The organism is Moritella sp. F3, assembly GCF_015082335.1.
Lineage (GTDB): Bacteria > Pseudomonadota > Gammaproteobacteria > Enterobacterales > Moritellaceae > Moritella.
In genome coordinates this window covers 280,362-295,161 of sequence record NZ_BLRL01000003.1, presented here as the reverse complement: position 1 = coordinate 295,161, position 14,800 = coordinate 280,362, and the positions used below count along the sequence as shown (strand labels likewise).

Genomic DNA, 14,800 nt, shown 5'->3' with positions numbered 1-14,800 from the left:
ATCTTTGAAGTCACAATTACAAGAATAAATTGGTTTATTCTTCAAGGATTTACATGACCAAGTCAATTGGGTTTCGTTTGAAATAAATGAGGATGTCAAAAGGTGATAAAATGTAAAAATAACGCCATGAAATAAAAAGACATAACTTGTTACTTTTTATTATAAAGTGTCATTTTTTTACATTTTAGCTATTTTAGTCATGATTGATGACTAATTTTACAGCAATAGAGGTTAAAAATTATTACTCTGGAAATAATGATTCGATAATTTACAGGGTGCTTTAGTGAGGATTGATTAGATTTAACTATGGTATTAAATGGTTTTGTTTATCAAACAGCTGTTTAATTGGAGGTATACTCATCCGATGTCTAAACCATTAACGTTATATTTGCAGCGCCTTTTAGTTGCTTATCTTTAAATAATAACAATGAATGAATATTACAGTCATCATTGGCAACTGAAAATAACTCCATTTGATGATGAGATGATTCTATGTTCATTCGCAAAAATCCATTGTGAATATGCCATTCGCCACGAAATTGATTACTCATAAATAGCGGGCATAAAATCGCATCGTGGGACTGTAGGCAATCTAGTTTAGCCGCTTGGCCCAAATACGTCGTTTCTAACCAATGTGAATTAGCTACCTCAGGATAATCAAAATCCCTTTTCCCCGACTCCCAGAGAATATATTCACCCGATGTTCGGATAAATCGCGCTTCTTCATCAGAGATATCAATTATTGACTCAGGTGCTAATTCACCTTGCGTTTCAAATTGGTATAACAAAATTAATTTATCACTTTCAGTTATCTGACCAAGCATGCTGTTACACTCTATTCGTGGGGTATAATTTAACGGTAGCCAAGATAAATAAAAATGCATGAATTATGTTGCAGATGTATGATATCGATACAAGCAGTTATAAAAAACCCAACATAGATCGCACTAAATAAGACTAATATGTTTTGTCTTAGCAGTTGCAATGCAACCTATGTACAAAAATAGCTAAAAACACAATAATACGATAAATAAATATCGAGTTGGTATAAGAGGTAAGGATACAATGGATACACATGTATTGGTGGTCGAAGACCAGCAGGATATCGCTAATTTAATACGCATCAATCTAGAAATGATTGGTAACAAGGTTATTTGTTGCCATAACGCCAAGGATGCTTTTCAGCAATTAAGTGAACACACCTTCCAACTGATCTTGTTAGATCTCAATCTACCCGATATGGATGGGCTCGACATATGCAAAAAAATACGTGCAACTGACGCCATTGTACCAATCATGATGTTAACAGCACGTACTGAAGAACTAGACCGCGTACAAGGCCTTGAAGCTGGCGCAGATGATTACCTCGCTAAACCATTCAGTGTTTTAGAACTACAAGCCCGTGTTAAGGCACTACTACGTCGTAGTAATGTACAAGCGGTGAAGAGTAACGAACCAGAGAAAATTAAGATTGCCGATCTAATCATAGATCAAGCGACACACAGCGTACGCAGAAACGACACCTTAATTACCCTAACCAGTACTGAGTTTTCACTATTATTATTTTTAGCTAGATCCCCAGGTCGTGTTTACAGCAGAGAACAGTTACTGGCTGAGGTATGGGATTATCATAACGATTGCTATGAACATACTGTAAACTCACACATGAATAGATTAAGAAATAAAATAGAGCCAAACCCAGCGCAGCCGACATACATTAAAACAGTGTGGGGCGTTGGTTATAAACTGGAGGTCAGCGATGTCACATAGATCCTTATTAGGACAGATAACATTCCCGTTGATTATATTATTTGTCATCATGGCAACCGGCTTGTTCGTTATTTATTGCGCGATCACCGATACCAACTCAGCCCGTGTCGAACAAACACTACACAAGAACCTCGCTCAGCAAATCATCCATTACTCTGATGATTTACAGCAAGGCGATATTAGCCGTTCAGCACTCAAGCCCGCCTTTCATAGCTTAATGCTACTTGGCCCAAGCTATGAAATATACATCACAGATAACCGCGGCCAACTTTTAGTATACGCAGCTGAACCGAGTAAGATAAAACGTAATAACATTAATACCGCACCACTCGAGCGTTTTATTAAGGGTGCTGATTATCCGATTTATGCCGATAATCCAAGAAGCCCAGACCAACAAAAACTGTTCTCATCAGCGCCAATATTCAAAAATAGCCAACAAATTGGCTATGTATTTGTGATCCTCGGCGGTGATAAATACGACAGTATTGTGAAAAATTTAGCATTCGACAGTGATATGTATAAGATCCTTGCAGCCTTGATCATATTCTTTGCGCTGGCCTTTGCATTATTAGTATTTATTTTTGCACGACTTGTTCGCCCTATCAGTCAATTAGATAAAGATATGGCTAACTTTGTGAATAGTGATTTCAGCACGGTCTCGAATTCAACTCCCAATCAATATGCGGCTAACGAAATTATTAATCTACATAATAATTTTGGCTCATTAGAAAGTAAGATCAACAAACAACTGACACAGATAAAATCAACGGAACAACTGCGTCGGGAAATGTTGTCACACATATCACATGACTTAAAAACACCACTAGCCTCATTGAAAGGTTATCTGGAAACCTGGTTGCTGCAATATCCAGACGCTGCAGGCACAGACTTTATACAAGTAGCGCAAAAGAATGCGAATCAATTACAGCGTTTAGTTGAACAAATTATCGAACTAGCACAATTAGATAGTAATACAGTGAGCTTATATCAAGAGCCTGTCGCGGTAGCTGAACTCGCACAAGATGTATTAAGTAAATTTCAACTTCAGGCACAGCAAAAAAATATTACCTTATCTGTTGAGCCTAAAGATCCTAGCCTACAAGCGATTGCCGACATCGCCAAATTAGAGCGGGTACTTACTAACTTAGTGGATAATGCACTAAGGCATTGCCAGTCAGGTGACAGTATTAAGATCCAGCTGCAACCGAAAGAGAGTCAACTTATCATTAGTATCGCAGACTCTGGTGTTGGGATCCCTAAAGAAGATGTTGACCATATTTTTGATGCTCATTTTAGAGCTAAAAATACCGTCAATGGTCAACAAGGAAACTCAGGGTTAGGACTCGCTATCGTGGCGAAACTATTATCATTGCATCATGCTCATATTTCGGTATCAAGCGTACTATCCCAAGGGACAACATTTAGCTTTAGTTTGCCAACAACGAATGTCAGTGCATAAATTTATTTCTGCAGTTTAATCATCACATCTAAGCTGCAGAATTTACCCTAAACAATTCAGAACACGTCACTTTCTATTTTATTTGCCCTCCCCTGCAGCAGCAATTTTTCCACGGCATAACGTCAGCACTTACCATTCTCACTGCAAATACCCAAAGCACCGCTAGTCTTAAATGAAGCTCTGCAAGTTTCCTCTAGTTTAGGATTATACAATATGCGAATGTTAAAAATTACTCACACAGCGCTGCTGATCACACTTGTTACTGGTTGCGCTAGTTTCGAAAATAAAACGGTATCGACCGATGAGTTACAAAGAATGGCTGAAATCAATATTCAGGCGAATCAAAGAGTGAATGATGCAGTAGCCCTAGTTGAAGAAAGTTATCTCCAGGCCAGTGATGAAAACTTCACATTTTATGCTCCAAAGACTTGGAAATCGGTCCAAAAAGACATCGAGAGTATGCATTATATCGTTAACCGATTTGACCCAAGTGACCAAGGATTCTTTGGGGGGCCTTCAGAAGAAAAAGTACTCGCCAGTGTTCGCGAAGTCAATGATAGATTGCTTCAAGCAGAACAAACCAAAGCCAAAGTCATTGCTTTTTTATCTAAACCACTCGCTGATATTGAATACCTATCACCTAAAATAACACCAACTTGGCAACGTGATTTTGCATACATCAATAAAGCCATGAATAAATTAATCAGCAATATCGAAACGAATAATGCCTCATCCTGGCAAGCCACTAACCGTGATAAGTTACAAAAAAAACTAAATGAGCTTGAAATCAACATTGTCACTGCAGAGTATTACTCACCATTAGAAGATAAGTTTGACCAATTAAATCAACGATTAATTCCGCAAAGCTACAACCGTGTCCAACAGGAACTGCAGAACCTAACGACAGTTATCACCTCAAGTCCACGAGATGTAATAGCCCTAGATGACGCTGCTAATTTAGCCGACAAATATATTAAAAGTGCAGAACACGTGAGCAGCGATGTCGATTGGATCAATAAACTAGATAAAAAGCAACGCGAGCAAATAGTATTACATTACCGCGCCACACTCGAAGATTTTGGGCATAAATTTCTAGGCCAAGATCTTTCTGATCTGTCCTATAAACAGCAAGTGAATACCTTTAAACTTGAGCTTTCTGCAATGCTAAGTGAATTTGACACTGATGATGAGACTATTCAAGTCACTGACAATGCCGTAGCACTTGAAGATGTAGCTAAAGATGAAAGCGTTATCAATGCCGTACTTGTAGATATCCCTAAAGATGAGAACGTTATCAATACGGCACTTGTTGATGCCCCTAAAGATGAGAACATTATCAATACGGCACTTGCTGATGCCTCTAAAGATGAGAGCGTTATCAATACGGTACTTGTTGATGCCGCCGTTATCAGTGCGACACTTGAAGGTGTTGCCATTGAAACAACACAAGTAACGACATTACCAACAAGCGCTGTTGAGAGGAATTAATCACATCACCTAAATTATGAGCACAAACCAAGCAGTAAATAGCTTACTCCTTGGTTTGTATTATGCTCTCCCATTATATTACGAAGAACACCTATTTCACAGGAGCATCCTATTCACCTAGCTAGTAGCGAATATTACGTAAACAGAACAGAATAAATAACCTAGCCATCACAATAAATATCGACAATCAAAGTCACTTTTCATCACAGTAAAACTAGACTCTTATGCCAAGTCAGGATATTTTAGACGGGATAATTAGCTACATTCATTATGTATTAGTTAATTAGTAGTAATATAAACTTATATAAAAAGGAATAATATGAGTCTTGAAGTTCGTGATCTGTCTATTTTATTAATTGAGCCTTCGACTACACAAAATAAATTTATCAAAACGCAGTTGCAAGATGCGGGCGTTGATAACATCGAATGTGTTGTTTCAATCGCGCAAGCAAAGCAGAGTTTAACGGGATTTATCCCCGACCTGATCATCAGTGCGATGTATTTTGAAGATGGCTCAGGTGCTGAGTTAGCCGAATTTGTTAAATCAAATAGACTCACTGAAAGCATCGCCTTTATGCTCATTTCCAGCGAGCAACGTTTTTCAGTATTAGACAAAGTGAAGCAAGCTGGCGCAATTGCTATTTTACCTAAGCCATTTAAGTTTATTGATTTACAGCGTGCACTAAACTCGACACTTAGCTATATTGAACCAGAAGAAATGGAGCTAGATCTCTATGATGTGACAGCATTAAGTATCTTGGTCGTTGATGATAGCTTAACCGCCAGAAAACATATTTGCCGTGTATTAAACAGCATGGGCATTGAAGGCGTTACATCTGCTGAAAATGGCGTGGAGGCACTCGAGTATTTAGCACAAAACACCTTTGATTTGATCGTGACTGATTACAATATGCCAGAAATGGACGGTAAAGAATTAGTTGAAAAGATCAGAATGAATCCTGAATTGTCTTATCTGCCAATCATGATGGTGACGTCTGAAGAAGGCAACGCTCAATTATCAGCAGTCAAGCAAGCTGGTGTTTCCGCGTTATGTGATAAACCATTTGATATTGATACGGTTAGAATGCTAATCAAACAACTGTTAGATGAGAAGTAACATTCTGTGTTTATAATGTGCTGCTATCTGTAGAATAAAATAGCTGTAGCTATGGCGACAATATAAAAATAGAGTCGCTATAGAGTCAAATAGTAATCGATAAAAAGGGAGATACACACTGTGCATATTTCCCTTTTTAATATTTAAGCATTGATTATGCTAGCGATTTTAATCCCTTTTAGCTGCTGAAAAGAGCTTGCTTTCGCATCTTTCAAAAACTCACTCATGTAGGGCATGTCAAGCTGCTCAACACGGATCGCTGCATACAACGTCGTCCAACAACTCTCTTCTCCAAGTGGCTTAGCAAGAATATAATCCTTCTCTAAATACTCGGTTAATGCCCAATTAGGTAATGCCGCCACACCACGACCACTCGCCACCAACTGCAGCATCATAATGGTTAATTCCGCATGACGAATGGCATGAGGTGATACACCTGCAGGATCTAAAAATAAATTAAATATATCAAGCCGTTCTTGTTCCACAGGATAGGTAATTAAGGTTTCTGTCGCCAGATCTTCAGGGTCAATATAAGACTTACTAGCCAGCGCATGATGGCGACTCACCGCTAACATTGGCTGATAGCTAAACAGCGGTTCGTAATGCACACCGGATAAGACTTGTGGATCGGACGTTACGACGAGATCGACATCACCCCGTTTCAGTGCTGGTAATGGCGCAAAACTAAAACCAGACGCTAAATCTAATTCTACCTCTGGCCATTGATCGCGAAATACATCAATCGCAGGCATTAACCATTGAAAACAACTATGGCATTCAATGGCCATATGCAGACGCCCGGCATTACCTGATAATAACCGACTGATATCACGCTCTGTATTAGCAAACATAGGGAGTACTGATTTCGCCAGTTTAAGTACCCTCTCACCTGCAACCGTAAAGCGCAATGGTCTGGTTTTACGAATAAATAACGACGTATTTAAACGTTCTTCAAGATCTTTAATCTGATGTGACAGAGCTGATTGTGTCATGTAAAGACTTTCAGATGCTTCAACTAACGAGCCTGTTTTTTCTAATGCGATGATGGTTTTCAAATGCTTAACTTCGAGCATCGTTAATTTCCTTTTAAACTGATGACTAAATTCAGCATAAAGCCAACTTCAATTAATTTCAACTTAATCAGTAAAAATATGAATTTGATTCACGTGATATAATAGTCAATACTTTAGCCATCTAAACGGCTTTACGTTTAAGAGTATTTATAACACATCAAACAAATCAAATGGAGTTGCAAATGGCTAAATCACACATATTAGGATTCCCACGTATTGGCGCAGACCGTGAATTAAAAAAAGCAATTGAGTCATATTGGAAAGGTGACATCACTAAAACTGAATTAGAAAGCGTAGGTAAAACCTTACGATCAAAGCACTGGCAGCAACAAATTGATGCAGGTTTAGATTTCATCACTGTCGGCGATTTTGCTTGGTACGATCAAGTATTAGCATTATCAGCGACATTAGGTGTTATCCCTGCCCGTCATCAAGAAGAAACAATCACGCTTGATACACTATTTAATATGGCGCGTGGTTCAAGCCCTTGTTGTGGTCAACAAGCTGCAGCGTGCGAAATGACTAAATGGTTTGATACTAACTATCACTACCTTGTGCCTGAGCTTAACGAAGATCAACAGTTCGCATTAAGCTACAACCAATTAATTGAAGAGATCCAAGAAGCAAAAGCACTTGGCTTCCCAATTAAAGCAACTCTGTTAGGGCCGTTAAGCTATTTATCATTAAGCAAAACGAACAGTGACTTTGATAAATTAGCGCTGCTACCTCAGCTCGTTACAACTTATAAGCAATTGCTCGCTAATATCGCTGCGGAAGGCATTGAATGGCTGCAAATCGAAGAGCCAATTCTAGTTCAAGACCTAACAAGTGACTGGAAAAAAGCTTTTACTACCAGCTATGCTGAGCTATCGCAAGGCACTAATAAGCTATTACTCACGAGTTACTTTGGCGCACTCGGCGATAATGCTGAACTTACATTCTCATTACCGGTTAATGGTTTTCACATTGACTTATCTCGCGCACCACAGCAACTTGAAACAGCATTAGCATTACTGCCTGCTGACGCGATTTTATCTGCGGGTATCGTTAATGGCCGTAATATTTGGCGTAATGATTTAGCAACATCGGTAAGCTCACTACAACAAGCAAAAACACAGTTGGGTGAACGCTTATGGATTGCTTCATCATGCTCGCTACAACATAGCCCGGTTGATCTTGATAACGAAACCAAGCTTGATGCAGAATTAAAGTCTTGGTTAGCTTATGCAACACAAAAGTTAACTGAAATAAGCAGTATCAATGCAGTGCTAAGCGGTATTAACAGTGAAGCATTAGCTACGCAGTTCGAAAGATCAACAGCTGTTGTATCCTCGCGCGCAACATCAACACGCATTCATAATGCAGCTGTTAAAGCACGCGTTGCGGCAATCACAGACCAAGATGCACAGCGCCATAGCGAATTTACTAAACGTATTGTTAGCCAGCAGCAAGAATTGAATTTACCGCTTTTCCCAACAACGACGATTGGTTCATTTCCACAAACGAGTGATATTCGTCAAACGCGTAATCAATTTAAACAAAACGTAATTAGCCAAGATCAATACATCACCAAAATGCAAGCTGAGATCAAAGATGTGGTCACCCGCCAAGAAGCACTGGGACTTGACGTGCTAGTACATGGTGAGCCAGAACGTAATGACATGGTTGAATACTTTGGTGAATTGCTTGATGGTTTTGCATTTTCTAAAAACGGTTGGGTACAAAGCTATGGTACGCGTTGCGTTAAACCACCTATCATCTTTGGTGATATTTCTCGCCCTGCACCAATGACTGTCGCTTGGAGTAAGTATGCTCAAGCACAAACGAGTAAGTTAATGAAAGGCATGCTAACAGGCCCTGTGACAATCTTATGTTGGTCGTTTACGCGTGATGATATTAGCCGTGAAGAACAAACTAACCAAATTGCCTTAGCTATTCGTGATGAAGTCGTTGATTTAGAACAAGCTGGTATTAAAGTCATTCAGATTGATGAGCCCGCACTACGCGAAGGCCTACCGCTACGTAGCAGCGAGCAACAGGCTTATCTAGATTGGTCAACAAAAGCGTTCCGTATCAGTGCGTCAGGCGTAAGAGATAATACTCAGATCCATACTCACATGTGTTACTGCGAGTTTAACGAAATTATGCCTTCAATCGCGGCATTAGATGCCGATGTGATCACGATTGAAACGTCACGCTCTAATATGGAATTACTGTCAGCGTTTACTGACTTTAGCTACCCGAATGATATTGGTCCTGGTGTTTATGACATTCATTCACCAAATGTACCGAGTGTTGAGTGGATGACGCAGCTAATCACCAATGCCAGTGAATACATTGACGTTGCGCGTCTATGGGTTAATCCAGATTGCGGCCTTAAAACCCGCGGTTGGCAAGAAACAGAAGCAGCATTACAGAACATGGTTACCGCTGCACATAACTTGCGCGATACCTTTTCACACAAGGCTTAAGCCATAGCGCTAAGCTGTAACCTAAAACTATGACTTTAAGCTATAACCTTAAACTATAAAATGCAAAAAGGAGAGCAAGCGCTCTCCTTTTTATTTATATGTTTCTCACTTTCTACAGTCTTCGCTTATATTAATAGCAAAAAATTAGATTAATAATCTACCGCTGCACGCTGACTTGTGATGCTTTTCATCATAGGTAATACCGCTTGATGTGCAGGATGATCTTGATATACATCTAATGTAGCACGAGAGTCTAGATCTGCAATCAATACTAGATCGTAAGAGCCCGCACCTTGTAGAGAATCAATACCCACTTCCAAGTGTTGTAATCCTGGGATCTGACCATTAAGCGCTTCAAGTGCTTCTTTCGCTAATTTAGCATTTGTGCTTTTATCATTACCATTAGCAGTGTCTAGCAAAGTCCACATTACAATATGTTTGAACGCCATGATTGTTCTATCCTTTTTTAACAAATTAAAATTCACCCACATTATTAACCCGAACTATTCATCCAAATAAGGTGGGGATTTGAAGAAGCAAAAGTATAACTTTAAATAACCCATTTAGCAGGATGAATATCAATGTTTCACAAAATTTTCATATAAGCATCACAAATGTGCATTACACCAACCTTATATTTAGACTGAAATAGAACTTCTCTGCAAGCCTTGTAACTTGGTTTCCTAAAAGACCGTTTCCTATAATGCCTCCCTAACAAGCCATTTAACTTTTATTCAGATAATAATCATTTTTATTTTGCTCTGGAATGTGATTTCTAAATAAAAGCAATATGATTAACTCAACTGAAAAGAAACCTTAATCTACATACTTTCACTAGGAGTGATAACCATGGCTAACTTACTAAACCAAGTAGAAACTATCTACAATGTCGCAAAAGAAACAGCAAAAACATCTATCACTGCAGGTTTTGGTGTTTATGGCACAATCGTTGATGAAGCATCAAAGTCATCAGATAAAGCAACGCAACTTTTTGAATCTTTAGTTGAGCGCGGTACACAAGTTGAACCTCAAGTAAAAGAGCAAGTTTCAGCGCTTTTAGGTAAAAAAATCTCTTTAGAAACAATTGAAACTAAAGCGCAAAGCATTACTAGCCGTTTTACTGGTGTTCAAGGTCAAAAACTAAATGAAGTTGAAAGTAAAATTGACCTTCTTGCACAAATGATCAGCGAATTAAAAACTGAACCAGCAAAAGTTCAAAAAGTAGTTAAAGCTGCAACAGCAAAAGTAACTGCTGAAGCATAGTCATATTGCTATAGTCGTTTGACTATTAGCTGACTAAATAATTGATATAAGGGGGCTCAAAGCTCCCTTATATAACCCCTACGTAATAGCAAAAATCCCATAGTCCACTTCCATCTAATCTGCATTTTAGTTACCCCAAAACTGTTTTTCATTTGTATTTGCACTTTGCAATGTAAAAACTAGTATTAAGTAATATCAATACATCGTATATGAACCTGTAAGGACTAAGAATGAGCCAAGTCAGCTTAACTTATAACCCTGTTGAAGATCGCATGCTACTCATCGTTTCTAATAATATAAATCATCCTCAATGGTGGCTCACTCGGCACATGTGCAAAAAGTTATTAGAAATGCTTAACGCAGAATTAACCCTCCAATATGAGTTAGATAAAATCCAATCTTGTTACAAAGAAAATAAAACGAATCAAGAAGCATCATTTGCAGATAAGCACCAGCAAGCATTACATGATGCAGCTGGCAGGACTGAGATACAGAAAAAATCGACGCCAGCACAGCCTGATGCACTACTAACCACACGTATATCTTTAGATAAAAAGCCTGATAACCTAGTCGCTTTATATATTTACTCTCGAGAAAATCACGGTATTTGTCTTGATCTAGATAACAACGGCTTACATATCTTCTTAGATATGATGCTAAAAGTAGCGATAAAAGGGGAATGGGGGCTAAAGCAAGTTAAGTCTATCGAAAACAAATTAATCTAATAACGAAATGATTGAGGCAGTACTAAGAAAAGAATATTGGTGATAGCTATACAAGATTAACTACCACCAGATTTTATTGAAGCAGTAACGAATAAATGAATGATTATTCGCTATCGTCTTCCGAGTTACTACGGCGAGTCAACTGTTCACGTAAATTCGGCGGAATACCAACAATTGTAAGTGTATCAGTTTGTGCATTGTAGCTAATGCGTTCGCCCATCAATTTCTGATCAAAGCTAACACTTAAACCACCGCCCTGTCCGACATACTTCGTCAGTTTACGTACCGCACCACGATCAGCAGGGAAGCTATCTTCAAGCTCGTAAGCTTCAGATGCGTACTGATAAAAGTCACGAGATGAAACATCCGCTAAATGATCTGACAGATCTTTAACTTCAATTTCATTACCTTCTTTAATTTGCTCATTACAGTATTGTGCAACTTGCTCACGTGCTTGAATTGCCTCATCAGCGTCTAGCTCGGCAACATGACAGAATTCATCTACAGCGCGCATTAGACCTGCGTTTTGTATTTTAGCATCCATACCTTCTGTACAGCCTAGGAAGTCGAGGAAGAAGTCTGACACCTTACGACCAGCGCGGCCTTTGATGAAAGATAAGTAGCGCTTTGAATCGCTATTTTGTCGCCATTCAGTCAAATCGATTTTAGCGGCCAATTGCACTTTAGACAGTTCTAGGTAATGTGAACTGTTCAGATCAAGCTGCTCAGTCACCATCACACTGTCTTTATTTTCTAATAACGCGACGATCAGATAGTCTGAAGCCATCCAGTTATAATGTACAAATGCCAAAATACCTTGGGTCACAAAGTCATATTTTAATAATTCGCCAACTAATAAACTCGACGCAGCGCTTGAAAAATCAACAAAGTTACTCTCTTCATCGATAAATTTACGCAATTCGCTCTCAAAAGGTAAACGACTATTGTCTTCTTCTGCGCATTTAAAGTAACCAAATCCTTTTGCTGGCTTAGCGTTATAAATACGGTGTAATTCGCTCGCAAGCTCTTCAACAGGCTGTGAATTAGCTAGCTCTTCATTACGTGGGTAGCATTTAAGCTCACCTTCGGTGTTAAAGGCTAATGAATGTAGAATAATGTTATTTAATTTTAGCTGCATATATTTAAAGTATTAGAGTTAATGAATTCTGTGAGGTATTATAATCATCTTTGCCCATTCATACATTAAAAGATTAAATTATGCCTATAGTTTCTAAATACAAAAGTGATAAAGTTGAAAAAGTAATTGATGAAGTTATCGATGTACTAGAAAAACACGATGCACCCTTAGACCTTGGCTTAATGGTTCTTGGTAATGCAGCTGCGAACATCATCAACGCATCTTTATCACCAAAACAGCGCCAAGCGGTAGCAGAGAAATTTGCTAAAGCACTTGTTGCGTCAGTAAAGTCTAAAGATACATCACATTAATTAAAATGATAGGCAAGGATGCCTTGTCATTTATTTTTACTCATTACACTATTAAAGTACTATTAGAGACTGCAGTTTAACTTATGCTAGAAACAGGACATCATTACCGCGATCAAGTCTCCAAGATTATTAGTTGGGGCCACTGGTTTAGCTTAGCCAACATCTTACTGGCGATCTTACTTGCATCACGTTACCTTTTCATCGCCGAATGGCCTGAAACGATGCTCGGTCAAGCCTATTCTCTCATTAGCTTGCTTGGTCACTTCAGTTTTATCATTTTTATAATGTATCTTGTGGTGATCTTCCCGATCAGCTTTGTCATACCCTTTCCACGAGCACTGCGATTCCTCACCGTTATCTTTGCCACCGTGGGATTATCGTTATTAATTATCGATACCGAAATCTTTAAGCTGTATAATTTACACATAAACCCAATTATCTTTGAGATATTACTCGGTGAAAGTGAACAAACACTTAACTCAGACTGGCAGACTCTCTTTGCTTTCGTGCCGTTCTTATTCTTACTTGAGTTACTTATTTCAAGCTTGCTATGGCACAGGTTAAGACCGTTAAGTCGTTTTAAACTTGGCCCTATTATCGCTATTTTCTTTTTCTGCTGTTTCTTAACTGGTCACTTATTACATATGTGGGCGGATGCCGCAGTTTATCGCCCTATCACAGCGCAGAAAGCAAACTTCCCACTTGCCTACCCGATGACAGCAAGAACCTTCCTCGCTAAGTATGGCTGGTTAGATAAAGAAGCTTTCAATAAACGTGTCAGCGACACCAAAAAACAATCAGATTCACGTCTCGACTACCCTAAAAAACCATTAGACGTGAACGATGAAAAACAAGATTTGAACGTATTATTAATTAATATCAGTGCACTTAGAGCTGATATGCTTAATGATAGTGTCATGCCTGAAATGTCTAAACTGGCGCGAAAAGGCCAACGATTCAATAATCATTTCAGTATCAGTAACGGCAGTTTACTAGGTAATTTCGGCATTATGTATGGGTTGGCGCCACAATATTGGGATGATATCGAAATATCAGCAAAATCCCCTTTCATGCTCGATTATTTTGTTCAGGCTAACTACAACCTAGGTATCTTTAATACCGAAGATTTATCAAAACATAAACAAAAACAAACGACCTTCATTAATTTAGATAGTCCCCAAACAACTATCGTAGAAGGTACTGAAAACGATAAAGAGACGGTAACAGAAACCCGTAAATGGATAAGAGAGCAAGACACCACAACGCCTTGGTTTGCCTATGTTAGCTTAGAATCAGTGCAAAAAATGGATACACCAGCAGGTTTTCCAGCCCTGTTCTATCCTAACATTCAAGACTTGAACAGCCAGGCAAGCAATCGCCAAATCGCGTTATTTAATAGTTATCGAAACAGCGTGAGTTATGTAGACAAAGCAGTCGCTAAAATTGTTTATCAGTTAAAACAATCGAAGAAATATGATAATACCGTGATTATTTTTACTGCGAACCACGGTAATGAATTTAATGATTCAGAAGATCACTCATGGGGTTATGGTAGTAATTACTCCATCTATCAAACGCAAGTACCCTTATTTATAGTGTGGCCGGGTAAAAAGCCAAGTGTAATAGAACAAGACACTAACAGTACTGATTTGGTGCCGACTATTTTGACCAATCTAAACGCCGTCAATAATCCAATATCAGATTACAGTAACGGTATTGATTTATTCGCTGGTGAGTTTAAATCATGGCAACTACTCGGTGATAAGAATAACTTTGTGATACTACAACAAGACACCATCACCCAGTTCTCTTATCAAGGGCTATTCACTAGCCAAGGTAATCATAACGTGAGAAGTCGAGATGACTACAAACCGATGCCACGAGAATCAATGCTGGATACTCAGTTTAATCAAATTCTGACTGAGTTAAATTATTTTTATAAAGCAACACCAGCGCAAGACCAGAACTAAACATTAAAAGCCAAA

13 protein-coding genes are annotated in these 14,800 nt (G+C 38.7%); 9 read left to right on the top strand and 4 right to left on the bottom strand.

Features of this window, described 5'->3' with window-relative positions; genetic code table 11:
* Positions 1 to 368 precede the first annotated feature (368 nt).
* Positions 369 to 824 (bottom strand): hypothetical protein, encoded by a 456-nt coding sequence (locus JFU56_RS07580; protein WP_198436678.1) that lies wholly within the window; start codon positions 822 to 824, stop codon positions 369 to 371.
* 241 nt (positions 825 to 1,065) lie between these two features.
* Here JFU56_RS07580 and JFU56_RS07575 point away from each other — a divergent pair, with 241 nt between their 5' ends.
* The 4 genes from JFU56_RS07575 (at position 1,066) to JFU56_RS07560 (ending at position 5,834) form a co-directional block, all read left to right on the top strand.
* Positions 1,066 to 1,770: a response regulator transcription factor gene (locus JFU56_RS07575; RefSeq protein WP_198436677.1), complete on the top strand. Its 705-nt coding sequence runs from the start codon at positions 1,066 to 1,068 to the stop codon at positions 1,768 to 1,770.
* Positions 1,760 to 3,229: a cell wall metabolism sensor histidine kinase WalK gene (locus JFU56_RS07570; protein WP_242065907.1), complete on the top strand. Its 1,470-nt coding sequence runs from the start codon at positions 1,760 to 1,762 to the stop codon at positions 3,227 to 3,229. Before JFU56_RS07575 ends, JFU56_RS07570 begins: the two co-directional genes overlap by 11 nt.
* A gap of 213 nt (positions 3,230 to 3,442) precedes the next feature.
* A complete protein-coding gene (locus JFU56_RS07565) occupies positions 3,443 to 4,717 on the top strand; it encodes a hypothetical protein (RefSeq protein ID WP_242065906.1) in 1,275 nt (424 codons plus the stop codon).
* Positions 4,718 to 5,036: 319 nt separating this feature from the next.
* Positions 5,037 to 5,834 (top strand): response regulator, encoded by a 798-nt coding sequence (locus JFU56_RS07560; protein ID WP_198436676.1) that lies wholly within the window; start codon positions 5,037 to 5,039, stop codon positions 5,832 to 5,834.
* 143 nt (positions 5,835 to 5,977) lie between these two features.
* Here JFU56_RS07560 and JFU56_RS07555 read toward each other — a convergent pair whose 3' ends face one another.
* Positions 5,978 to 6,907: a LysR family transcriptional regulator gene (locus tag JFU56_RS07555; RefSeq protein ID WP_198436675.1), complete on the bottom strand. Its 930-nt coding sequence runs from the start codon at positions 6,905 to 6,907 to the stop codon at positions 5,978 to 5,980.
* 182 nt (positions 6,908 to 7,089) lie between these two features.
* Here JFU56_RS07555 and metE point away from each other — a divergent pair, with 182 nt between their 5' ends.
* Positions 7,090 to 9,378 (top strand): 5-methyltetrahydropteroyltriglutamate--homocysteine S-methyltransferase, encoded by a 2,289-nt coding sequence (metE, locus tag JFU56_RS07550; RefSeq protein WP_198436674.1) that lies wholly within the window; start codon positions 7,090 to 7,092, stop codon positions 9,376 to 9,378.
* A 149-nt stretch (positions 9,379 to 9,527) separates the two neighbouring features.
* On the opposite strand, the gene JFU56_RS07545 is transcribed toward metE, so the two are convergent.
* Positions 9,528 to 9,827: a Dabb family protein gene (locus JFU56_RS07545; protein ID WP_019442874.1), complete on the bottom strand. Its 300-nt coding sequence runs from the start codon at positions 9,825 to 9,827 to the stop codon at positions 9,528 to 9,530.
* Between the two features lie 400 nt (positions 9,828 to 10,227).
* Here JFU56_RS07545 and JFU56_RS07540 point away from each other — a divergent pair, with 400 nt between their 5' ends.
* A complete protein-coding gene (locus tag JFU56_RS07540; protein ID WP_198436673.1) occupies positions 10,228 to 10,641 on the top strand; it encodes a hypothetical protein in 414 nt (137 codons plus the stop codon).
* 230 nt (positions 10,642 to 10,871) lie between these two features.
* Positions 10,872 to 11,366, top strand: a complete 495-nt coding sequence (locus JFU56_RS07535; protein ID WP_198436672.1) for a hypothetical protein — start codon at positions 10,872 to 10,874, stop codon at positions 11,364 to 11,366.
* A 103-nt stretch (positions 11,367 to 11,469) separates the two neighbouring features.
* Here JFU56_RS07535 and yejK read toward each other — a convergent pair whose 3' ends face one another.
* Positions 11,470 to 12,504, bottom strand: a complete 1,035-nt coding sequence (gene yejK / locus JFU56_RS07530) for a nucleoid-associated protein YejK (RefSeq protein ID WP_198436671.1) — start codon at positions 12,502 to 12,504, stop codon at positions 11,470 to 11,472.
* Positions 12,505 to 12,584: 80 nt separating this feature from the next.
* Between yejK and JFU56_RS07525 the strand changes: the two genes are divergently transcribed.
* Positions 12,585 to 12,815 (top strand): DUF1414 domain-containing protein, encoded by a 231-nt coding sequence (locus JFU56_RS07525; protein WP_019442879.1) that lies wholly within the window; start codon positions 12,585 to 12,587, stop codon positions 12,813 to 12,815.
* A gap of 83 nt (positions 12,816 to 12,898) precedes the next feature.
* Positions 12,899 to 14,785: a DUF3413 domain-containing protein gene (locus JFU56_RS07520; protein ID WP_206759242.1), complete on the top strand. Its 1,887-nt coding sequence runs from the start codon at positions 12,899 to 12,901 to the stop codon at positions 14,783 to 14,785.
* The last annotated feature ends 15 nt before the right edge of the window (positions 14,786 to 14,800 follow it).

What these genes read in the sequence shown, in the direction of transcription:
- metE (WP_198436674.1), top strand. Translation starts at nt 7,090, where the DNA reads ATGGCTAAATCACACATATTAGGATTCCCACGTATTGGCGCAGACCGT.
- JFU56_RS07575 (WP_198436677.1), top strand. Translation starts at nt 1,066, where the DNA reads ATGGATACACATGTATTGGTGGTCGAAGACCAGCAGGATATCGCTAAT.
- JFU56_RS07520 (WP_206759242.1), top strand. Translation starts at nt 12,899, where the DNA reads ATGCTAGAAACAGGACATCATTACCGCGATCAAGTCTCCAAGATTATT.
- JFU56_RS07545 (WP_019442874.1), bottom strand. Translation starts at nt 9,827, where the DNA reads ATGGCGTTCAAACATATTGTAATGTGGACTTTGCTAGACACTGCTAAT.
- JFU56_RS07555 (WP_198436675.1), bottom strand. Translation starts at nt 6,907, where the DNA reads ATGCTCGAAGTTAAGCATTTGAAAACCATCATCGCATTAGAAAAAACA.
- JFU56_RS07540 (WP_198436673.1), top strand. Translation starts at nt 10,228, where the DNA reads ATGGCTAACTTACTAAACCAAGTAGAAACTATCTACAATGTCGCAAAA.
- JFU56_RS07570 (WP_242065907.1), top strand. Translation starts at nt 1,760, where the DNA reads ATGTCACATAGATCCTTATTAGGACAGATAACATTCCCGTTGATTATA.
- yejK (WP_198436671.1), bottom strand. Translation starts at nt 12,504, where the DNA reads ATGCAGCTAAAATTAAATAACATTATTCTACATTCATTAGCCTTTAAC.
- JFU56_RS07525 (WP_019442879.1), top strand. Translation starts at nt 12,585, where the DNA reads ATGCCTATAGTTTCTAAATACAAAAGTGATAAAGTTGAAAAAGTAATT.
- JFU56_RS07580 (WP_198436678.1), bottom strand. Translation starts at nt 824, where the DNA reads ATGCTTGGTCAGATAACTGAAAGTGATAAATTAATTTTGTTATACCAA.
- JFU56_RS07565 (WP_242065906.1), top strand. Translation starts at nt 3,443, where the DNA reads ATGCGAATGTTAAAAATTACTCACACAGCGCTGCTGATCACACTTGTT.
- JFU56_RS07535 (WP_198436672.1), top strand. Translation starts at nt 10,872, where the DNA reads ATGAGCCAAGTCAGCTTAACTTATAACCCTGTTGAAGATCGCATGCTA.
- JFU56_RS07560 (WP_198436676.1), top strand. Translation starts at nt 5,037, where the DNA reads ATGAGTCTTGAAGTTCGTGATCTGTCTATTTTATTAATTGAGCCTTCG.